The organism is Streptomyces sp. NBC_01390 (assembly GCF_045040105.1).
In the GTDB taxonomy this organism is placed as follows: domain Bacteria; phylum Actinomycetota; class Actinomycetes; order Streptomycetales; family Streptomycetaceae; genus Streptomyces.
In genome coordinates this window covers 9,261,398-9,282,664 of record NZ_CP109551.1, presented here as the reverse complement: position 1 = coordinate 9,282,664, position 21,267 = coordinate 9,261,398, and the positions used below count along the sequence as shown (strand labels likewise).

Sequence of the window (21,267 nt, the reverse complement as noted above, 5' to 3'; positions counted from 1 at the left end):
CGACGATATCGCGCACCGTTGACTGTCGTCACCAACACGATACGCTCCTTTGGCAGGGCCGGTCCGGCCCACCAGTACGCCCACCACGGCAAGGGGGCGAACCGCTATGGACCCCACGCACACCAGGCACGCCAAGCAGCCCGGACACCCGGGGCATCCCGGGTACGGCGGGGTTCCCGAGGAGCGCACCGACCCCGCCCGGCGGGCCCCCTCCGCCCATGTGGACACCTTCGCGCGCGACCATCTCCCGCCCCCGGACCAGTGGCCCGACCTCCCCCTCGACCTGCCCGAGCTGCGCTACCCCGACCGGCTGAACTGCGCGGCCGAGCTGCTGAGCGGCCCCGACGCCGGGCGCCCGGCGTTCCGTACCGCCGCCGGCGAGGTGTGGACGTACGGCGAGCTGCGCACCCGTGTCGACCGGGTCGCGCATGTCCTGACCCGGGATCTCGGGGTCGTGCCCGGCAACCGGGTCCTGCTGCGCGGCCCCACCACTCCCTGGCTCGCGGCCTGCTGGCTGGCGGTGCTGAAGGCGGGCGCGGTCGCGGTCACCGTGCTGGCCCAGCAGCGCCCGCAGGAGCTGAGCACGATGTGCGAGATCGCCCAGGTACGGCACGCGCTGTGCGACATCCGGGCCCTCGACGACCTCGCCGGGGCGGAGATACCGGGGCTGCGGATCACGACGTACGGCGGCGACGGTCTCGACGACCTGCTGAACCGTCCGGTGCCCGGCACCCCGTATCCCGATGTGGACACCGCGGCCGACGACGTGGCGCTGATCGCGTTCACGTCCGGCACCACCGGTCGCCCGAAAGGGTGCATGCACTTCCACCGGGACGTGCTCGCCATCGCCGACACGTTCTCGCGGCACGTTCTGAAGCCGCACGCCGACGACGTGTTCGCGGGCAGTCCGCCGCTGGGTTTCACCTTCGGGCTGGGCGGTCTGGTGATCTTTCCGATGCGGGCCGGGGCCAGCGCCCTCCTCCTCGAACAGGCGGGCCCCAAACAGCTGTTGCCGGCCATCGCCGAGCACCGCGTCTCGGTGCTGTTCACCGCGCCCACGGCGTACCGGGCGATGCTCGAGGAACTCGACGCCCACGACACCGGCTCACTGCGCCGCTGTGTCTCGGCCGGCGAGAACCTGCCCTCGGCCACCTGGCGGGCCTGGTACGAGCGCACCGGCCTGCGGCTGATCAACGGCATCGGCGCGACCGAGCTGCTGCACATCTTCATATCGGCGGCCGACCAGGACATCAGGCCCGGCACGACCGGGCTGCCGGTGCCGGGTTGGCACGCGCGCGTGCAGGACGAGAACGGCCGTCCGGTGCCGGACGGCACGCCCGGGCTGCTCGCGGTGCGCGGTCCCGTCGGGTGCCGGTATCTCGCCGATCCGCGCCAGGGCGCGTATGTGCGGGGCGGCTGGAACATCACCGGGGACACCTACGTCCGGGACGGCGACGGCTACTTCCGGTACGTGGCCAGGGCCGACGACATGATCATCTCGGCCGGGTACAACATCGCGGGCCCGGAGGTCGAGGAGACGCTGCTGCGCCATCCGGACGTCGTGGAGACGGCGGTGGTGGGCCGGCCCGACGAGGCGCGCGGGCAGGTCGTGGTGGCGTACGCCGTGCTCAAGGAGGGCGCGCGACCGGACGCGGAGGCGCTGCTCGCGTTCGTCAGGAAGGAGCTGGCGCCGTACAAGTGTCCACGCGAGATCGTCTTCCTGGACGCCCTGCCACGGACGGCGACGGGCAAGCTCCAACGCTTCCGGCTGCGCCCCACATCAAACGATCTTGACCGAAAGTCATTCACCGAAGGTAGTTGACCAGCGGAAATGGCGAGCAGCAGTGACTCCGGCGGCCTAAAATGATCAACGTGTCCGAACAGCACGCCCCTCGGTCCCTCATCGTCACGCTCTACGGCGCGTACGGCCGTTTCATGCCCGGCCCGGTCCCCGTCGCCGAGCTGATCCGGCTCCTCGCCGCGGTCGGCGTCGACGCGCCCTCCGTACGGTCGTCCGTGTCCCGCCTCAAGCGGCGCGGCCTGCTCCTGCCGGCCCGTACGGCGCAGGGTGCGGCCGGGTACGAACTGTCGCCGGAGGCCCGCCAGTTGCTCGACGACGGCGACCGGCGCGTGTACGCCGCCGCCCCGCCCCCGCGCGACGAGGGCTGGATCCTCGCCGTGTTCTCCGTCCCCGAGTCGGAGCGGCAGAAGCGGCACGTCCTGCGTTCCCGGCTGGCGGGACTCGGCTTCGGCACGGCGGCTCCGGGCGTGTGGATCGCCCCGGCGCGCCTCTACGAGGAGACGCGTCACACCCTGGAGCGGCTGCGTCTCGATCCGTACGTGGACTTCTTCCGCGGCGATCACCTGGGCTTCGCGGCGACGGTCGAGGCGGTCTCCCGCTGGTGGGACCTGGCCGCGATCGCCAAGGAGCACGAGGCGTTCCTCGACCGCCACGCGCATGTGCTGCGCGACTGGGAGAAACGCGAGGACACTCCGCCCGAGGAGGCGTACCGCGACTACCTGGTGGCCCTGGACTCCTGGCGCCACCTGCCGTACACCGACCCCGGCCTGCCCGCCCACCTGCTCCCCGCCGACTGGCCGGGCGTCCGCTCGGCGGCCGTCTTCCGAGGCCTGCACGCCCGGCTGCGGGACGCCGGGGTGACATTCGCGGGGCTGTGACCTCTGCCACACCAGGCGCCCCTCCCGGGGACGGCTGCCACGGCGGTCAGGAACGAGGTCAACTGCCCAGGGTGAGGCGGGGTTTGGGGTCGTCCGTGCGTCCGGTGCGCGGGCGTCGGCGGCCCGCACGGTACGGCGCGGGCCAGACGACGCCCGGCCCCTCGTAGCCCTGCTCGGCCGCCGCGTGCAGGGTCCAGTTCGGGTCGTAGAGATGAGGGCGGCCCAGTGCACACAGGTCCGTACGGCCCGCCAGGATCAGCGAGTTGACGTCGTCCCAGGAGGAGATCGCGCCGACGGCGATCACCGGCGCACCCGTCTCGTGGCGGATCCGGTCGGCGAACGGCGTCTGGTACGAACGGCCGTACTCCGGAAGCTCGTCGGCCACCACCTGCCCCGTCGAGACGTCGATGGCATCGGCTCCGTGGGCGTCGAAGGCACGCGCGATCCCGACGGCGTCCTCGGCCGTCGTACCGCCGTCCGCCCAGTCCGTGGCCGAGATTCGGACCGTCATGGGACGTCCGTCCGGCCACACCTCCCTTACGGCGTCGAAAACTTCGAGGGGGAAGCGGAGACGGGCGGCGAGCGGGCCGCCGTACGCGTCCGTGCGGTGGTTGGTGAGCGGGGAGAGGAAGCCGGAGAGCAAGTAGCCGTGGGCGCAGTGGAGTTCGAGCAGATCGAAGCCGGCGCGGGCGGCTCGCCGGGCGGCTGCCACGAACTGCCCCCGGATCATGTCGAGTTGAGTGAGCGTCAGCTCGTGCGGGGTCTGGCTCTCCGGCCGGTACGGGATCGGGGACGCGGCGACCAGCGGCCAGTTGCCCTGCTCCAGGGGCTCAGAACCGTAGGCGGCCTCCCACATCAGCTTCGTCGAGCCCTTGCGGCCGGAGTGGCCGAGCTGGACGCCGAGGGCGGTGCCGGGGGCCTGGGAGTGGACGAAGGCGGCGACGCGCTGCCAGGCCTCGGCCTGTTCCTCCGTGTAGAGGCCGGCGCAGCCCGGCGTGATGCGTCCCTCCGCGCTGACACACACCATCTCGGTCATCACCAGGCCGGCGCCGCCCAGCGCTCTCGCGCCCAGGTGGACGAGATGGAAGTCGCCGGGGACGCCGTCGGTGGCCGAGTACATGTCCATGGGGGACACGACGACACGATTTCGGAGGGTCAGCCCGCGCAGCCGGAAGGGGGTGAACATCGGCGGGGTGCCGGGCGGGCACCCGAACTCCCGCTCCACGGTGGCGGTGAAGCGCGGGTCGCGCAGCCGCAGGTTGTCGTGCGTGACGCGACGGCTGCGGGTGAGGAGGTTGAACGCGAACTGGCGGGGCGGCTGGTCCAGGTAGAGGGGAAGGTTCTCGAACCACTCCAGGCTGGCCCGGGCCGCCCGCTGGGTGGAGGCGACGACGGGCCGCCGCTCCTCCTCGTACGCCGCCAGCGCCTCGGCCAGGGTCGGCCGCTCCTCCAGACAGGCGGCGAGCGCGAGGGCGTCCTCGACGGCGAGCTTGGTGCCGGAGCCGATGGAGAAGTGGGCGGTGTGGGCGGCGTCCCCGAGGAGGACGACGTTGCCGTGCGACCAGCGGTCGTTGACGACCGTACGGAAGGTGGTCCACGCCGGTTTGTTGGCGCGCAGCGGCCGTCCGCCGAGGGCGTCCGTGAAGATCTTGGCGCAGCGTTCGACCGACGCGGCGACGTCCGGTTCGTCGAAACCCGCCGCCCGCCACACCTCCTCCCGCATCTCGACGATCACGGTCGAGGCGCCGAATTGATTCTGCGGCCCGGAGGGCCCCGTTGAGGGGTGGTGGTCGGGCGACGGGCGGGAGTACGGGTAGCCGTGCAGCTGCATCACGCCGGCTTGCGTCTCCGCGATCTCGAAGCGGAAGGCGTCGAGGGCGAAGTCGGCGGCGAGCCAGAGGTAACGGCAGCGGTGGCTGGTCAGCCGGGGGCGGAACTCCTGGGCGTAGGCCTCACGGACGGTGCTGTTCACCCCGTCGGCGGCGACGACCAGGTCGTACGTCTCCGCCAGCCGAGCCGGGTGCGGGGCCTCGGTCCGGAAGCGCAGCTCGACGCCGAGGGAGCGGCAGCGGGCGTGCAGGATCTCCAGGAGCCGACGCCGGCCGAGGGCGGCGAAGCCGTGTCCGCCGGAGGTGTGGCGGGTGTCGCGGTGGACGATGTCGATGTCGTCCCAGCGGGTGAAGTGCTGTCGCAGGGCCGCGTGGACCACGGGGTCGGCGTGTTCGATGCCGCCGAGGGTCTCGTCGGAGAGGACCACGCCGAAGCCGAAGGTGTCTTCGGGGGCGTTGCGTTCCCAGAGGGTGATCTGCCGATCGGGTTGGCGGCGTTTGAGCAGGGCGGCGGCATAGAGACCGCCTGGGCCGCCGCCGATGATCGCGATTCGGTGGGGGTGGTTCGGATTCGTCGGCGGGTGCGGGTTTGTTGTGGCTGGTCGCGCAGTTCCCCGCGCCCCTTGGGGTGAGGCCGACTTCATCGGTTCTGCCACTTCGGAGGGCGTTTCTCCGTGAACGCCGTGTGGAACTCCTTGTAGTCCTCGCCGGTCATGAGGAGAGCCTGGGTGGCGGCGTCCAGCTCCACGGCTGCGGCCAGCGGCATGTCCAGTTCGGCGGTGAGGAGGGCCTTCGTCTGCGCGTACGCCAGTGCCGGGCCCTCCGCGAGGCGGCGGGCCAGCGACTGGGCGGCCTCGTCGGCGCGACCCTCGTCGGTCAGTTCGCTGATCAGGCCGATGCGCTCGGCCTCCGGCGCCCGCACCGGCTCGCCGAGCATCAGCAGACGGGTCGCGTGGCCGAGCCCGACGACCCGGGGCAGGAGGTAGGCGGCGCCCATGTCTCCACCGGAGAGGCCGACCCGGGTGAAGAGGAACGCGAAGCGCGCCGACGGGTCGGTGACGCGGAAGTCCGCGGCCAGCGCGAGCACCGCACCGGCGCCCGCCGCCACCCCGTGCACCGCCGCGATCACCGGGAACGGGCACTCCCGTACGGCCCGCACGACCTGCCCGGTCATACGGTTGAAGTCGAGCAGCTGGGCGGTGTCCATGGAGAGGGTGGCGCCGATGATCTCGTCGACGTCTCCCCCGGAGCAGAAGCCGCGCCCTTCTCCGGCCAGCACCAGTGCCCGTACCGACCGCTCCCGGGACAGCTCGGCGAGCAGGTCGCGCAGGTCGGCGTAGGCGCCGAAGGTGAGGGCGTTGAGTTTCTCGGGGCGGGCGAGGGTGACGGTGGCCACGCCGGTGGGGGCGAGGTCGACGCGGAGGTGATCCCAGGCGGAGGTGCGGGGCGTCGAGCCGGTGAAGGGACTCATGCGCGGCCTCCTCGTCGAGGGGGGACGACTCCTTCGAAGCTATCACTCATCTGTGACTGTCGTCACGAGTTCGCGACACGGAAGCCGGAGACACAGCACGCGGAGACGCCCTGTTCCGGTGATCCCGTCCCGTAACGAGGTGTCAATAACGCGGTAACAGTGGGAGTGGTCGAGGGAGAGGGACCGTTGGTGTGGGTAAGTCGAACGGTGAGGGGGAGGGGGACCGAAGGTCCCACCCCGGCACCCGACCACCGCCCCTGCCCGACCCCGCCGTACCCTTTCTATTGTTGAAAGCAGGACAACCTGCTCCATGAACGGAACCGCCGTGCAAGAACTCCCCGCCCCCGCCTCCTGGCGTATCGCCCTGCCGCACACCGCCGCGGCGGTGCCTGTCGCCCGCGCGCTGGTCCGCACGGCTCTGACCGAGCTGGAGCACGCGGCGGCGGACTGCGACACGGCGGAACTCCTCACCGCCGAGCTGGTGGCGAACGCCGTGGAGCACACGGCCGGGGACTCGCCGATAGAGCTGGTGGTGGAGTTGCTGCCGACCAGCTGCCAGGTCGAGGTGCACGACCCCGACCCGGCCCCGCCGGGAAACCTGACGCGACCGTTGTCGGAGGAGCCGGACCCCTGGCAGGAACACGGCCGAGGCCTACTACTGATCCGAACCCTGAGCTCGTCCTGCGGACACCGCCCCACAGAATCGGGCAAGGCGGTGTGGTTCCGGGTCCCGGTGGTACCGGCACAGTGGCGCAGGCAGTAGAACTCCGGCGCCGGCCAGCATTTTCAGCCCGTCCGGCGCCTTTCCAGCGCAGGCCCGCACCTCCAGCCCATCCGGCACCTTTCCAGCGCAGGCCCGCATTTTCAGCCCGTCCGGCGTTTGAGGACGAGGCCCCTTCAGGGCCGATGGGGGGCCTGGGGGCGCAGCCCCCAGGAACGGGATGGGACGGGTAAGGGCGGCGGGGGCGAGAAAACAACCGCCTAAGCCAACGCGGCGACCAGAACCGCCTTGATCGTGTGCAACCGATTCTCCGCCTCGTCGAACACCACCGAATGCTCCGACTCGAACACCTCGTCGGTCACCTCCAGCGACTCCATCCCGTACGTCTCGTATATCTCGCGCCCCACCTTCGTCCCGAGATCATGAAACGCCGGCAGACAGTGCAGGAACTTCACACCCGCGTTCCCCGTCGCCCGCAGGACGTCCATCGTCACGGCATAAGCAGCCAGCGCAGCGATCCGCTCGGCCCACACCGCCTTCGGCTCCCCCATCGACACCCACACGTCGGTGGCGATGAAATCGGCACCCCGGACACCCGCCGCCACCTCCTCGGTCAGCGTCACCCGCGCACCACTCACCTCCGCCAGCTTCCGCGCAGCGGCGACGACATCCTCGGCCGGCCAGTAGGCCTGCGGCGCGACGATCCGTACGTCCATGCCGAGCAGCGCGCCGGTGACCAGATACGAGTTGCCCATGTTGAAGCGCGCGTCGCCGAGGTAGGCGAAGGCGATCTCCTTCAGGGGCTTGTCGCTGTGCTCGGTCATCGTCAGTACGTCGGCCAGCATCTGCGTGGGGTGCCAGTCATCGGTCAGGCCGTTGAACACCGGTACACCCGCATACGCGGCCAGCTCCTCCACCGCCGCCTGACTGTCGCCCCGGAACTCGATCCCGTCGTACATCCGCCCGAGCACCCGCGCGGTGTCCTTCACGGACTCCTTGTGCCCGATCTGCGAGCCCGACGGGTCGAGGTACGTCGTCGAGGCCCCCTGGTCCGCCGCCGCGACCTCGAACGCGCAGCGCGTACGCGTCGAGGTCTTCTCGAAGATCAGGGCGATGTTCTTGCCGGTCAGGTACCGCGTCTCTGTCCCGGCCTTCTTCGCCGCCTTCAGCTCGGCGGCGAGGTCGAGCAGGCCGCGGAACTCCTCCTCGGTGAAGTCCAGCTCCTTGAGGAAGTGGCGCCCGGCGAGGGCGGTCGGAACGGTCGCCATGGGGCACTCCAAGTGATCCGGGGCAGGACGTACGGGACACGAACGATGGAAGTCTATACGACCTCTAACATTTCTATGCGGAAAGGTATTCGAGCGAGCCCAGACATGGGAGGAACCGCCTACGTCACCGCGTCCCGTTGCACCGGGCAGCTCATACAGCGCGGACCACCCCTCCCCCGCCCCAGCTCACTGCCCGGGATCTCTATCACCTCAAGGCCCTGCTTGCGCAGATGCGTGTTCGTGGTCGCGTTGCGCTCGTACGCGACGACCACACCCGGCTCGACGGCGAGGACGTTGCACCCGTCGTCCCACTGCTCGCGCTCGGCCGCGTGCACGTCCTGGGTCGCGGTCAGGACGCGGATCTCGCTCAGTCCGAGTGCGGCGGCGATCGCCCGGTGCATGTGCTCCGGCGGATGGTCGGTGACCTTCAACTCCTTGTCCCCGACGCCCGGTTCGATGGTGTAGGAGCGCAGCATGCCGAGTCCGGCGTACTGGGTGAAGGTGTCTCCGTCGACCATCGTCATCACGGTGTCGAGATGCATGAACGCGCGCCGCTTGGGCATGTCGAGCGCCACGATCGTCTCGGCCGAACCGGCGGCGAAGAGCTTGTGCGCGAGCATCTCGACCGCCTGGGGCGTGGTCCGCTCGCTCATCCCGATGAGTACGGCGCCGTTGCCGATGACGAGCACATCCCCGCCCTCGATGGTGGAGGGATAGTCCGCCTGCCCCTCCGACCAGAGGCGGAAGGTTTCGTCACGGAAGAGCGGATGGTGCCGGTAGATCGCCTCGAAGTGCACGGTCTCCCGCTGGCGGGCGGGCCAGCGCATCGCGTTGATGGAGACGCCGTCATAGATCCAGGCGGACGTGTCGCGGGTGAAGAGATGGTTGGGGAGCGGACCGAGCAGGAAGTCGTCCAGGTCCATGACATGGAAGCGGACGGAGGTCGGCTCCGCGTGCGCGGCCAGGAACTCGCGCTTGGTGATGCCACCGATGAGCAGCTCGGCCAGCGCGGGGGCGGCCAGGTTCTCGAAGGCGGCGCGGAGATGGTCGGTGGCGAGTGGCCCGTACTCCTTCTCGTCGAAGACACGGTCCAGTACGAGGGTGCGGGCCGCCGGGATCGCCAGGGCCTCGGTGAGCAGGTCGCCGAAGAGGTGGACGGCGACACCCCGGTCACGCAGGACGTCGGCGAAGCCGTCGTGCTCGGCGCGCGCCCGGCGCACCCACAGGACGTCGTCGAAGAGAAGAGCGTCCTTGTTGCTGGGGGTGAGCCTTTTGAGCTCTAGATCCGGCCGGTGCAGGATGACGCGGCGCAGCCGCCCGGCCTCGGAGTCGACATGGAATCCCATGTCTCCATCCTGACCACTGGGCACCCCGTTCACCCGCTGGTCGGCGGTTTATGTGCGACAACACTCCGCACCCCGCCCCACCACACCACATCCCCCCATCTCGTCCCCTTGACGATAAGCAGGTGGACCGAATATCGTCTACCTGACGACAAGGGATGCGGAAGGGCTTGCGAGCAGCGGCTCCCGCACCGGACGCTCCCGTACTGGACGAGGGATGGACGACAGACACATGGCCGACATCACCCGGCGCCTCGGCTGGCGCCATCTGCGCGGCACTCCCACCGCCCACATCCGCCATCACCGCTCCGGCCGACTGACGCACGACGGTCCCGGACTCAGTTTCTGGTTCCGCGCCCTGACCGCCACCCTCTCCGAAGTCCCGGTCGACGACCGTGAGTTGGCGATGACCTTCCACGCCCGTACGTCCGACTTCCAGGACGTGGCGGTCCAGGGAGCCGTCACCTACCGGATCAGCGACCCCGCCCTGGCAGCCACCCGCCTCGACTTCTCCGTCGACCCGGACACCGGCGTCTGGCGAAGCGCGCCCCTGGAGCAACTGGCGACGCTGCTGACGGAGACGGCCCAGCAGCACGCCCTGGACGTCCTGGCCCGTACGGCACTGTCGTCCGCGCTGGTCGACGGGGTGGCGTCGGTGCGGGAACGGGTCGCGGCGGGGCTGGCCGCCGAGCCGCGGCTGCCGGCCACGGGCATCGAGGTCGTGGCCGTACGGGTGGTGGCACTGCGGCCGGAGCCCGAGGTGGAGCGGGCGTTGCGGACACCCGCCCGCGAACAGATCCAGCAGGAGGCCGACCGGGCGACCTACGAACGCCGTGCGGTGGCCGTCGAACGCGAGCGGGCCATCGCCGAGAACGAACTGGCCAGCCAGATCGAACTCGCCCGAAGAGAAGAGCAGTTGGTCGACCAGCGCGGTACGAACGCCCGCCGGGAGGCCGAGGAGTACGCGGCGGCCGACGCCGTACGGGCCGAGGCGGAGGCGGCGCGGGTGGTACGCCTCGCGGAGGCGGAGGCCGAGAGCGTGCGCGGGGTGGGCGAGGCCCGGGCCCAGGCCCAGGTCGCGTGGCCGCACGCCCACGCCGACGCGGATGTGACGATGCTGCACGCCCTGACGGGCACCCGGCTCGCCGAGAACCTGCCCCGGATCGACAGCCTGACGGTGTCACCGGACGTACTGACCGGCCTGCTCGCCAGGCTGGGAGGAGCACAGCAGTGAGCCTCGCTCCACGGGCCGTTCTGGTCCATCGCACCACGGAGTACGAGGAGTTGGTGGCCCGGCACGGCACCCATGGCCAGGCCGCCTTCTTTCTGCGCTCCCGGGGACGGGACATCGAGGAGATCGCCGAACGCCACCACCGGGCCCGCCGCTCCATGGCCGAGGTGACGGCCGCGATTCCGCTGACCTGGCGTCAGACCCGGGTCGAACGGGCCGACTTGGACCGCTTCCTCTTCGCTCCCGAGGACGTGGTCGTCGTGGTCGGGCAGGACGGGCTGGTGGCGAACGTCGCCAAGTACCTCGCGGGACAACCGGTGCTGGGCGTCGACACCGACCCGGGCCGCAATCCCGGGGTGCTGGTGCGACACCGGCCGGCGGACATGGCGGGTCTGCTGCCCGCCGTACTCGCACGGGACACGGGCGTCGACGAACTCACCATGGTCGAGGCGGTCGCCGACGACACACAGCGGCTGGTCGCCCTCAACGAGATCTACCTGGGGGCACCCGGCCACCAGACGGTCCGGTACCGCCTGGGCCTCGACGACGACAGGGGTGCCGTCGAGGCCCAGGCCTCGTCCGGGGTGCTGGTGGGCACGGGAACGGGGGCGAGTGGCTGGCTGCGGTCGGTGTGGCAGGAGCGGGGCGCGACCTTGCCCCTCCCCCGCCCCACCGATGACCGCCTGCTGTGGTTCGTGAGGGAGGCATGGCCTTCGCCGGTCACGGGGACGTCGTTGGTTGCCGGCGAACTGGCGATGGGGTCGGGGCTCCGGCTCACGGTGGAGTCGGAGCGGCTGGTGGCGTTCGGGGACGGGATGGAGGGGGACGCGGTGCAGCTGACGTGGGGGCAGACGGTACGGGTGGGGGTGTGCGGGGAGCGACTGCGCCTGGTGGGCTGAGGGGGGTGCGACGAACGAGGTTGCTCCAGCCCAGGCCGTGTTTCCCACCCAGCCCACCCGTTCACCGCATCTGTCCAGCCCAGGCCGCACCCCTCCAACTCCGGCCCGCACCCCTCCAACCCCAGGCCGCACCCCTCCACCCCCGGCCCGCACCCCCAGCCCGTCCGGCGCTTGAGGACAAGGCCCGTTCAGGGCCGGAGCGGGGGTCTGGGGGCGCAGCCCCCAGGTACAGGATGGGACGGGTAGGGGCGGCGGGGGCGAAACCCCCTACAGCCGAGGATCCACCGGCTCGGACTCCAGCGCCAACACCCCGAACACCGCCTCATGCACCCGCCACAACGGCTCCCCCTCCGCCAGCCGATCCAACCCCTCCAACCCCAACGCGTACTCCCTGATCGCAAGCGACCGCTTGTGGTTCAGGAACCGCCCCCGCAGCCGAGCGAGGTTCTCCGGCCGCGTGTACTCCGGCCCGTAGATGATCCGCAGATACTCCCGCCCCCGGCACTTGATGCCAGGCTGCACCAGCCGCCCCTTCCCGTCGCGCACCACACCGCCCAGCGGCTTGACGACCATGCCCTCACCGCCCCGTCCGGTCATCTCCAGCCACCAGTCGACGCCCGCCCGTACCGACTCCGCGTCGGCCGTGTCGACGTACAGTCGGCGCGTCGTCTGCAGCAGACCCGTGGCGTCGTGCTCCACCAGCCGGTCCAGCAGGGCGAGTTGATCGTCGTGAGGAAGACCCGCCAGGCTGCGCCCCTCGGTCGCCAGGACCTGGAAGGGCGCCAGCCGGACCCCGTCCAGCCCCTCCGTCGGCCAGCAGTAACGCCGGTAGGCCGCCGTGAACGCCGAGGCGTCCGCAGCCCGTTCACGCTGGCGCGCGAGCAGGTCCCCCACATCGATGCCCCGCGCCGCCGCACCCTCCAGCGCGGCCAGCGCCTGCGGGAACACCGCCCCGGAGGCGGCACCGACCGCGGCGTACTGCGACCGCAGCAGCCCGGACGCCTTGAGCGACCACGGCATCAACTCGGCGTCCAGCAGCAGCCAGTCGGTGCCCAGCTCCTCCCACAGACCGGCCGCGTCCGCCGCCGCGCGTACCCGGCCGAGGATCTCCTCGGTCATCTTCGGGTCGTCGACGAACGGCCGCCCGGTACGGGTGTACAGCGCCCCGGCCGGCCCGTCGTCACCACCGTCCACACCGAACCGCTTCCGAGCCACCTCGGCGTCGCGGCACACCAGCGCCACGGCCCGCGAACCCATGTGCTTCTCCTCGCACACGACCCGCTCGACCCCGTCCGCCCGGTACTGCTCGAACGCCTCCGCCGGGTGCTCCAAGTAGCCTTCCACGTGGGAAGTCGCCGTCGGAGCCATCGTCGGCGGCAGGTACGGCAGCAGACGCGGGTCCACCGCGAAGCGGCTCATGACCTCCAGGGCCGCCGCCGCGTTCTCCTCCCGGACGGTGATCCGGCCCGCGTGGCGCGTCTCCACCACCCGGCGGCCGTGGACGTCCGCCAGGTCCAGCGGCCGGCCGTCGTGCCCGCCCGGCGCCTCCGACCGCAGCGGCCTGACCGGCTCGTACCAGACCTGCTCCGCCGGTACGTCGACCAGTTCCCGCTCCGGCCAGCGCAGCGCGGTCAGCTTGCCGCCGAAGACGGCACCGGTGTCGAGGCAGATGGTGTTGTTCAGCCAGCTGGCCTCCGGAACCGGCGTGTGACCGTAGACAACTGCCGCCCGACCCCGGTAGTCCTCCGCCCAGGGGTAGCGCACCGGCAGGCCGAACTCGTCGGTCTCACCGGTCGTCTCGCCGTACAGGGCGTGCGAGCGCACCCGGCCCGACGTACGGCCGTGGTACTTCTCGGGCAGCCCGGCGTGGCAGACCACCAGCCGTCCGCCGTCCAGGACGTAGTGGCTGACCAGACCGTCGATGAACTCCCTTACCTGCGACCGGAATTCGTCACTCTCTCCAGCCATCTGCTCGATGGTCTCGGCGAGCCCGTGGGTGTGCTGGACCTTGCGGCCCTTGAGGTGACGGCCGTACTTGTTCTCGTGGTTGCCGGGCACGCACAGCGCGTTGCCCGAGCCGACCATGGACATCACACGGCGCAGCACGCCCGGGCTGTCCGGGCCGCGGTCGACGAGGTCACCGACGAAGACCGCGGTACGGCCGCCCGGGTGCACCCCGTCCTCGTAGCCCAACGCGCCGAGCAGGGACTCCAGTTCGGACGCGCAGCCGTGGATGTCGCCGATGATGTCGAACGGGCCGGTGAGGTGCGTCAGGTCGTTGAAGCGCTTCTCGGTGCGGACCTCGGCGCTCTCGATCTCTTCCACACCGCGCAGGACGTGGACCTTGCGGAACCCCTCGCGCTCCAGGTGGCGCAGGGAGCGGCGCAGCTCGCGGATGTGACGGTGGATGACCCGGCGCGGCATGTCGGCCCGGTCGGTGCGGGAGGCGTTGCGTTCGGCGCACACGTCGTCGGGCACGTCGAGGACGACGGCGATGGGCAGGACGTCGTACCGCCGGGCCAGCTCGATCAGCTGCTTGCGGCTGCTCTCCTGGACGTTGGTCGCGTCGACGACCGTACGGCGGCCCGCCGCGAGTCGCTTGCCCGCGATGTAGTGCAGGACGTCGAAGGCGTCCGCGCTGGCACTCTGGTCGTTCTCGTCGTCGGCGACCAGACCTCGGCAGAAGTCCGAGGAGATGATCTCGGTCGGCTTGAAGTGCCGCCGGGCAAAGGTGGACTTGCCCGAGCCGGACGCCCCGATCAGGACCACCAGGGAGAGATCGGTGACGGGCAACACGCGCCCCTTGTTCTCGACACTCGCGACGTTCTCAACGCTGTTCATGCTGCCTTCGCCTCCTTCTTCCCGCTCTTCTCACTCGCGGACGTGGCCGCCGCATCGTCACCGGTCTCGTTCCTCATCGTGAACACGGCCATCTGGGTCGGCGGGCCGACCTCCGGGTCGTCCGGCCCGACAGGCACGAACTCCGCCTCGTACCCGTGCCGTTCGGCCACCTTCCGGGCCCAGGAGCGGAACTCCTCCCGCGTCCACTCGAAACGGTGGTCGCCGTGCCGACTGTGGCCGGCCGGGAGGGACTCCCAGCGGACGTTGTACTCGACGTTCGGCGTCGTCACGACGACCGTGCGCGGGCGGGCGGCGCCGAACACGGCGTACTCCAGGGCCGGCAGCCGCGGCAGGTCGAGGTGCTCGACGACCTCGCACAGTACGGCGGCGTCGTACCCCTTGAGCCGCTTGTCGGTGTAGGCGAGCGAACCCTGGAGCAGCTTGACGCGCGACGCCTGCCGCTCCCCCATCCGGTCCAGCTTCAGCCGCCGCGAGGCGATGGTGAGCGCGCGCATCGACACGTCCACCCCGACGATGTCGGTGAACGCCGGATCCTTGAGCAGCGCCTGCACCAACTGGCCCTGACCACAACCGAGATCAAGCACCCGGGTGGCCCCGGACGCCTTCAGCGCCGTGATGATCGCGTCCCGGCGCTGAGCGCCGAGCGACGTCGGCTTCTCCTCCGGCTCAGCCTCCGTCTCGTCCTCGACGGCGTTGTCGATCTCCTCGACCTCGCTGTCGTCGGTCTCGGCCAGCCGGACCAGCTCCAGTCGCTCCATCGCCTGCCGGGTCAGCGACCAACGCCGGGACAGATAGCGGCTGGTGATCAGCTTCTGCTGCGGGTGCGCGGGCAGCCAGCCCTCGCCGGCCCGCAGCAGTTTGTCGACCTCGTCGGGTGCCACCCAGTAGTGCTTGGCGTCGTCGAGGACCGGCAGCAGGACGTACAGGTGCCGCAGCGCCTCGGCAAGGGTCAGCGTGTCCGACTCCAGGTGCAGCCGCACGTACCGGGAGTCGCCCCACTCCGGGAACTCCGTGTCCAGCGCGACCGGTTCGGCCGTCACCGTCCAGCCGAGCGGCTCGAAGAGGTTCCGTACGAGGTCCGCGCCGCCCCGAGCCGGGAGCGCGGGCACCTCGATACTCAACGGACGTACCTCGCCCGGGAGTTCGGGCTTCGCCCGGCACTGGCCCTTCATGGCGCTGCTGAACACCGCGCTGAGCGCGACCGCGAGCAGCGAAGAGGCCGCGTACGGACGGTCGTTGACGTACTGCGCGAGGGCCGCGTCGGGTGCGCCACCGCGCCCCTTGCCCTTGCCGCGCCGGACCAGTGCGACCGCGTCGACCTCCAGCAGCAGCGCGGCAGTGCAGCGCTCGTCGGACGCCTCGGCGTAGAGGACGTGCGCGGTGCCGTAGGACAGATTAGTTGAGAAGGGGTTGTCAGGGTGCTTGTGGAGCAAGAACCCCAGGTCAGTAGCTGGGTTCTGCTCATTGCCGTTGGTGGAGATCGTCAGGAACACGAGTCGAGTATCCGTGCGTACGGGCCCGTAGCGGTACTGGATTACCGGAGTACGACAGAGGACCCCCGCCATGTCGGCGAGGGTCCTCTAGGGGCTCAGAGAAATCTACTCGCCATCGTGCGCCTGGAGAGCCTGTGAGATGGCACCCACGGACGGGTTGCGACTCCGACCGTCCGCCGTCTTGTACGTGAGGTGCGGCTGAATCTGCCGGATGGTGAATCCCTTGTCCCTGAGCGCTACAGCCTGAGCAGTCAGAGCCTCAGACATGACCGCACGCCGTCCGCCGACACGGCCACGCTTCTTCGCAGCCTCAAGACCGTTCTTGGTCTTCTTCACGATGTCCCGACGCCTGTCCTCTGCCAGAGCGAAAGCAAGGTCGAGAATCAGGGAGCGCTCTGTGTGGTCACCCTTGGCGATGCCGTCCAGCACCTTGACCGCGTAGCCCTTTTCGAACAGCTCAGTCAGCATCAGCAGACCCTCAAGGAGGTTCCGGCCGAGTCGGTCAACTTCCTGGACGCACAGCATGTCCCCTTCCCTCATGTACTCCAGTGCCGAGACAAGTCCGGGGCGCTCCGAGACGCTGAGCTTCCCAGAGATCTTCTCCTCAAAGATCTTCACCGCCCCTGCCTCAGCGAGTGCGTCGTGCTGCCGTGCCGTCTCCTGCTTGTCCGTCGATACCCGAACCAATCCAACAAGTGCCATGACTCCCCCTCGCGTTCATCAAACACACCTACCAACAAGATGAACAGTATCAGATAGATGAACGAGTAGATGAACAGATCCAGGTATCGGTAGGGCCAACCTGACTGGCGGTAGCGCCGGTTCATCTAAGGATCGTTTGATGAACAACACTCTTGCTACAAACCTTGAGACAATAGAGGGGGAGGCAGGCAGACATGACAGAACAAAGGAGAGAGACGTGGGCATGAACCCCGTGGACCTAGGCGCGGTCGACGCAATGGCGCAGACGGCCACAGAGAACGCCGGACAGGCAGATGACATGTGGCAGGGGCTCCAGCGGCGAGGGATGGCGCTCTGCGACGCATCACGCTCGGGCAACTTCGCCCAAGGGGCCCTAGCCGGACGAGTAGCGCCAGTGCTTAGCATTGAGGGCGCATCAAAGAACAGCCCATAGGCTGTGATTTTCATCACTAACTAACCGGATAGCGGACAGGCCGAGTAACTGCTCTTTACGCAGAGCAACCGATATAGCCCTGGAAATTACTGATTGTGATTTCCAGGGCTTTTGGCTGCTCGGGGGTCGTCTGGCTCTCACCAACGTTGAATGCATACATGCGAGAATAGACATTAGGAGGGTGAGGTCGACGGAGAGGCAAACATCAATCGACCCCCTGGAGCAATTAACTATGAGCGTTATCAACACGGTTCAGATTCCTCGCACGACCGTACCGACCGTACCCATTCACCAGGTCAAGTATCTATCGCTTCACGCGAAGGTTGTTTGGAGTGCTTGGCACATCGGGCTCCCTGTCACTGAAGAGGCTTGGGAGGACTATCTGGCCAGAATGCGCGTACCTTACATTTCACTCGATGAGTGCAAGGATGAGCTACGTCGCAATGGCTGGCTGGTATGAGCCGGAGCATTGCAGACCTGACGCCACAAGCCTTCACGGTGCTACACATAATCCGCGCGCGCCGGGAACGCCACGAATGGGTTTCTACCGGCGTACTGGCACACGAGACACACATGACCCCGGGCCACGTCAGAGAGTGCCTTAGGGAGCTGTCTGAGTGGCTAGAGAGGGCACTAATCGCTTAGAGGAAGGATGAGATGGACGAGCAGACAGAAGTAATCGAGCTAAGACGAGAAGCAAGGGTGAATGCCCGAGCCAACATGCTTTGGCTGTACTTGAACGCACAGGATGAGGAAAAGGAACTGAGGTTCACTCAGGATGAACTCTGTGAGGCTTTGGGGTGGGGCATGGATCGCAAACACCTTAGAGGAGCCGTATCCGCACTAGAAGATAGAGAAATGCTTGTGGTGAATCGCAGTCACAAGCCGCACCGCTACACACTAGGAGAGAACCTATGACCAACCCTATGAACCCATTCGCGTTCGGAGCCCAAGAGCGTAGCCACAACTACTGGGCAGATCGGCTAGACCCCGTAAAGGAAGCTGAGCGTAAGGCTAAGCAGGATGCTATGGAGGCCGAGCAGCGCAGAATGATTGCGGCTCACCAGGAGCAGCAGAGGGCACAGGCAATCATGACGCATGCTGGGCCGGCGCTTGTAGACATGATCCGCAAGTACGACGCACAGAACAGACCGGCCGTAACGAGAGACGTAGAGCGTGATTTCACTGAGGCCCTACCGGGCGCTACACCGGATGAGTTCCGTATCGCTCTCGCACATCTCAAGGCTTCTGGAATTGAGCACGAGTTGACTTCCAGCACCCAGGGCTTTATGGGAGAAAAGACCAATCATCTGCACATCCTGGGGGATGTATGAGCGAAATAAGCATTCCCGTTATCGCTCTCTTCACAGAACTGCGTGATAGCGGGGAGCGGTACCCAAGAGAGACATTCGAGAGGGAGTTTCCCGGAGCTGACTATGACACAGTACTTAGTGAGGCTCTGGAGGAACTGAGGAATGCGGGGCTGTCTACCGAACCGGCACAGGCTTTCACGTACAAGAGACCTAAGGGAGTCGTCTTCACGCAGAAGAGTGCGAGAACTATCCGGATTGACTAAGGAACAAGAAAGCCCCCAGCCGAGAGAATTAGATCTCTTGGAAGGGGGCTTTCTCCTGATGGCCTCAGGCAAGGAAATACGTCCGGAGAGAGGGACCGTCTGATGCGCCGAATCATGATTCGTAGTGGAGCGATCTAGAGAAAGTTCGGAATGATGGCCACCACGCCAATAGTGACCAGAACACCTATAAATCAACCTACCAATAAGGATACCAGGAATGACAGACAACAAGGATTCAGAGAAGGGTGTTGTAGTGGCAGGGGTGAACCTATCGGAACACGCTTTGGTACTGGACCGAGAGCTACCGCAGTACGCACGTGGACACTTCAACGTCGTACCGAAAGCTCTGATCAGAGACCCGGAACTGAGCAGTGACGCGAAGATTCTGTGGCAAATCATCAATGACTATGCCGGGACCAATCGACTAGCCTTCCCATCTCATTCGACCTTGGCAAAGGACATGGGGAAGTCCGTGGCCTCGATCAAGAGATACATTGACGAATTGATTCGTAACCGATGGTTGACCGCACAGAACCGCATTGGGACATCGAATTACTACTACTGCGCAATGCCTATGGAGCACTACAAGGCATTCGACAACCCAGTCATCGAGGGGAACTACGTACCATCAATGAAGCGCGTGAAGTTCCCAGAGCTTCCCCCAGTTCAGAAGGGGGGTAGCTCACCTATGAGCTAGGGGGTAGCTCATAGGTGAGCTAGGGGGTAGTTCATCAGTGAGCTATCGGGTAGGTCACCAGTGAGCTACTAACTATATAGAGAGAACCAGATAGAAGTAACGATATAGACCTAACGATTTCCCTACCTGGCGCAGCCAGGGAGGGAAGGAATGAGAGAGACAATAATTCAGTAGACCAGGGAAAACCCCTGGCTGATACTAATGCCGCCTTCGGCGGAATGGGCATCTCTGGTGAAGTAGCCAAGGAATCAGAAAGGACTAACAGAAATCCCCCTCTGGCTGACGAAGTCACCGCTAACGCGGCTCCTTCTAAATCCCTCTATGACATGATGGGAGTCAACAAAGTTGATCTTGGTCGGAATGGTAGTGGCTCGCAGAGCCGAACGGATAGCCCAGCAAGGCCCCTCACGCCCTGCTGGGCGGACTCCTTTACCTCGCTGGCCGAGCTGCCCGTCGCAGCCTGTATGGAGCCGCAGACGGCCGCACAGGGATTTACGGCGCAGATGGCGCCCCGAATGGGTGACTCTGGACAATTACTATGCCGATCCGGTACGGTAACTCCGTTCACGGGGAGGGGGGGAAGGGGGGTGGGGTAGTCGGTTAGGCAATTATGATGGATAAATCGAATACTGATACTTAGTATCTCAATATACTCAATAGCTATAATTACCCTAATTAAAATAGTCAGGTAAATCCCAATTCAACAAGAACTGTGGATTTCTTGAAATTCAAGGCTACTGAATTGTCAATTCCATGGCTAAATAGCCTTGACTCCTGGTTTTCTGGGTAGTTCCGTGGGTATCTCGATTTAGATGAGTTACTTATGTCTACCCTCGGAATAGAAGTGCCGATACCTCCGAGTTTGGAGATACCGGCATTCCCTTTGCTAGTTACTTCTCTGGATAGTGCATTGTCACGAACGTGTTGTTCTTGACGGCCATCTTCTCTGCCTTGTAAAGCGTCAAGATTCGGCACTTGATTCCTGACTGGTTCGTCCCTGGCTCGATGGACAGAATCTCCACTTTCTTACCGTTTTGAAGTCTCAGGTAATCCCCTGCCTTCAACTTGTCTGCTCTCTTGCGTAGTGGTCTGTTGATGCTTCCTCCTCATGTATACGCTGCCTCTCTGACAACGTGCTCCTAGCATTTCATGAGGCACTGACAAACAGACATGAGTCATTCCGGTTCCGGACACAGAGAAGCGCCCGGCTCCGACAGAGGAACCGAGCGCCTGTCTGCGGGCACTTACTCACAAATACTTTTGAACGTGGTCGTCGTCGTAGTCCACATCGCCATTCATCATGAGGATTGCATTACCGTGGTTCATGTTTGATTGAGTCTCCGATGCGGCACAACTGCCACAGAGTCCTTCGCCATACTCGTCATAACTGATTCCTTCACCAAACTCAGAGTTGTACTCGTCTCGCGCTTCCTCGACGTTGAATTCAGTCTTGCATTCCAAGCATTTTGTCATGCCGGTATGCTACCGGATGCGTGAAGCCTCTGGTTAGGACAGGTCTGCCTAGATCATGTCCGTAGCAACCAGAGGCTTCACATTGGTCGCCCAGTGATCACTATTGAGGAGATCTCACTGCGTCCCGAGTACCTTCACGTCACACGTCCATCCCTCAGTGTCTCCGGGAACACCATGGACAGTGAAGGTGATGGTCTTCCCCGGAGCGATGCCATCTGTAGTCATCTTGACTCCGTGCGCCTGCCTGCCCTGGGCATCGAACCAGTAAAGCTGAATCAGGTACGCCGTAGGGTCCGCGAATTCGTTGGTTGCCTGAATATCCATAGAGGAACCCAAGTCCTTGCCGACGGCGCAGCGGGTGACCTTTACCGGCTCATCTGATTCAGCGTCATCGCTGCTTTTGTCTCCCTGACCTCCACATCCGGCTACCGAAACCGCAGACAGCAGAGCCATTCCCGCCAAGCCGGTACGTATTCTCTCGCTGCTCCTCATGACCTCTTATGCTCCTCGCTACTGACTCAGCTTTGCAGCCCAGATACGCGTCATGATCCGGAGAAGATCCGGGTCAATCAGCTCTACTAGGACGGCAT

General features: G+C 66.5%; 17 protein-coding genes. 8 read left to right on the top strand and 9 right to left on the bottom strand.

The window, feature by feature from the left end; all coding sequences use genetic code 11:
• The first annotated feature begins 106 nt into the window (after positions 1 to 106).
• The gene (locus OG241_RS41640) at positions 107 to 1,822 is read left to right on the top strand and encodes an AMP-binding protein (RefSeq protein WP_405823109.1); all 1,716 of its coding nucleotides are present in this window, start codon (positions 107 to 109) and stop codon (positions 1,820 to 1,822) included.
• A 41-nt stretch (positions 1,823 to 1,863) separates the two neighbouring features.
• Positions 1,864 to 2,679, top strand: a complete 816-nt coding sequence (locus OG241_RS41635; protein WP_405823107.1) for a PaaX family transcriptional regulator C-terminal domain-containing protein — start codon at positions 1,864 to 1,866, stop codon at positions 2,677 to 2,679.
• A gap of 58 nt (positions 2,680 to 2,737) precedes the next feature.
• Here the strand turns inward: OG241_RS41635 and OG241_RS41630 are convergent, their stop codons facing one another.
• Together OG241_RS41630 and OG241_RS41625 are read right to left on the bottom strand one after the other, a co-directional pair.
• Positions 2,738 to 5,152, bottom strand: a complete 2,415-nt coding sequence (locus OG241_RS41630; protein WP_405826725.1) for a bifunctional salicylyl-CoA 5-hydroxylase/oxidoreductase — start codon at positions 5,150 to 5,152, stop codon at positions 2,738 to 2,740.
• Positions 5,149 to 5,979, bottom strand: a complete 831-nt coding sequence (locus tag OG241_RS41625) for an enoyl-CoA hydratase family protein (protein ID WP_405823105.1) — start codon at positions 5,977 to 5,979, stop codon at positions 5,149 to 5,151. The genes OG241_RS41630 and OG241_RS41625 overlap by 4 nt, the downstream gene beginning before the upstream one ends.
• Positions 5,980 to 6,289: 310 nt before the next feature.
• On the opposite strand from OG241_RS41625, the gene OG241_RS41620 reads away from it, so the two are divergent.
• A complete protein-coding gene (locus OG241_RS41620; protein ID WP_405823104.1) occupies positions 6,290 to 6,742 on the top strand; it encodes an ATP-binding protein in 453 nt (150 codons plus the stop codon).
• 218 nt (positions 6,743 to 6,960) lie between these two features.
• Here OG241_RS41620 and argF read toward each other — a convergent pair whose 3' ends face one another.
• Together argF and OG241_RS41610 are read right to left on the bottom strand one after the other, a co-directional pair.
• Positions 6,961 to 7,968: an ornithine carbamoyltransferase gene (argF, locus tag OG241_RS41615; protein ID WP_405823102.1), complete on the bottom strand. Its 1,008-nt coding sequence runs from the start codon at positions 7,966 to 7,968 to the stop codon at positions 6,961 to 6,963.
• A gap of 119 nt (positions 7,969 to 8,087) precedes the next feature.
• Complete coding sequence (locus OG241_RS41610; RefSeq protein WP_405823100.1) at positions 8,088 to 9,314, bottom strand: arginine deiminase; 1,227 nt, start codon at positions 9,312 to 9,314, stop codon at positions 8,088 to 8,090.
• Between the two features lie 229 nt (positions 9,315 to 9,543).
• On the opposite strand from OG241_RS41610, the gene OG241_RS41605 reads away from it, so the two are divergent.
• Together OG241_RS41605 and OG241_RS41600 are read left to right on the top strand one after the other, a co-directional pair.
• Positions 9,544 to 10,545: an SPFH domain-containing protein gene (locus tag OG241_RS41605; RefSeq protein ID WP_405826724.1), complete on the top strand. Its 1,002-nt coding sequence runs from the start codon at positions 9,544 to 9,546 to the stop codon at positions 10,543 to 10,545.
• Entirely contained in the window at positions 10,542 to 11,441 is a 900-nt protein-coding gene (locus tag OG241_RS41600) for a hypothetical protein (protein WP_405823098.1), read from the top strand. The genes OG241_RS41605 and OG241_RS41600 overlap by 4 nt, the downstream gene beginning before the upstream one ends.
• 267 nt (positions 11,442 to 11,708) lie before the next feature.
• Here the strand turns inward: OG241_RS41600 and OG241_RS41595 are convergent, their stop codons facing one another.
• The 3 genes from OG241_RS41595 to OG241_RS41585 all read right to left on the bottom strand — a co-directional run bounded on the left by OG241_RS41595 (position 11,709) and on the right by OG241_RS41585 (position 16,498).
• The gene (locus OG241_RS41595) at positions 11,709 to 14,282 is read right to left on the bottom strand and encodes a polynucleotide kinase-phosphatase (RefSeq protein WP_405823096.1); all 2,574 of its coding nucleotides are present in this window, start codon (positions 14,280 to 14,282) and stop codon (positions 11,709 to 11,711) included.
• Complete coding sequence (locus OG241_RS41590) at positions 14,279 to 15,796, bottom strand: 3' terminal RNA ribose 2'-O-methyltransferase Hen1 (protein WP_405823094.1); 1,518 nt, start codon at positions 15,794 to 15,796, stop codon at positions 14,279 to 14,281. Before OG241_RS41590 ends, OG241_RS41595 begins: the two co-directional genes overlap by 4 nt.
• Before the next feature lie 105 nt (positions 15,797 to 15,901).
• The gene (locus OG241_RS41585) at positions 15,902 to 16,498 is read right to left on the bottom strand and encodes a recombinase family protein (RefSeq protein WP_405823092.1); all 597 of its coding nucleotides are present in this window, start codon (positions 16,496 to 16,498) and stop codon (positions 15,902 to 15,904) included.
• A gap of 1,090 nt (positions 16,499 to 17,588) precedes the next feature.
• Between OG241_RS41585 and OG241_RS41580 the strand changes: the two genes are divergently transcribed.
• From OG241_RS41580 to OG241_RS41570, 3 genes are all read left to right on the top strand, one after another.
• Positions 17,589 to 17,849, top strand: coding sequence for a hypothetical protein (locus OG241_RS41580; protein WP_405823090.1), 261 nt, complete (start codon positions 17,589 to 17,591; stop codon positions 17,847 to 17,849).
• The gene (locus OG241_RS41575; protein ID WP_405823089.1) at positions 17,846 to 18,265 is read left to right on the top strand and encodes a hypothetical protein; all 420 of its coding nucleotides are present in this window, start codon (positions 17,846 to 17,848) and stop codon (positions 18,263 to 18,265) included. The genes OG241_RS41580 and OG241_RS41575 overlap by 4 nt, the downstream gene beginning before the upstream one ends.
• A 459-nt stretch (positions 18,266 to 18,724) precedes the next feature.
• Positions 18,725 to 19,204, top strand: a complete 480-nt coding sequence (locus OG241_RS41570; RefSeq protein WP_405823087.1) for a helix-turn-helix domain-containing protein — start codon at positions 18,725 to 18,727, stop codon at positions 19,202 to 19,204.
• A 1,248-nt stretch (positions 19,205 to 20,452) separates the two neighbouring features.
• Here OG241_RS41570 and OG241_RS41565 read toward each other — a convergent pair.
• On the bottom strand, positions 20,453 to 20,677 hold the full coding sequence (locus tag OG241_RS41565; protein WP_405823085.1) for a hypothetical protein: 225 nt from the start codon (positions 20,675 to 20,677) through the stop codon (positions 20,453 to 20,455).
• A 114-nt stretch (positions 20,678 to 20,791) separates the two neighbouring features.
• Complete coding sequence (locus OG241_RS41560) at positions 20,792 to 21,169, bottom strand: hypothetical protein (protein ID WP_405823083.1); 378 nt, start codon at positions 21,167 to 21,169, stop codon at positions 20,792 to 20,794.
• Between the last annotated feature and the right edge of the window lie 98 nt (positions 21,170 to 21,267).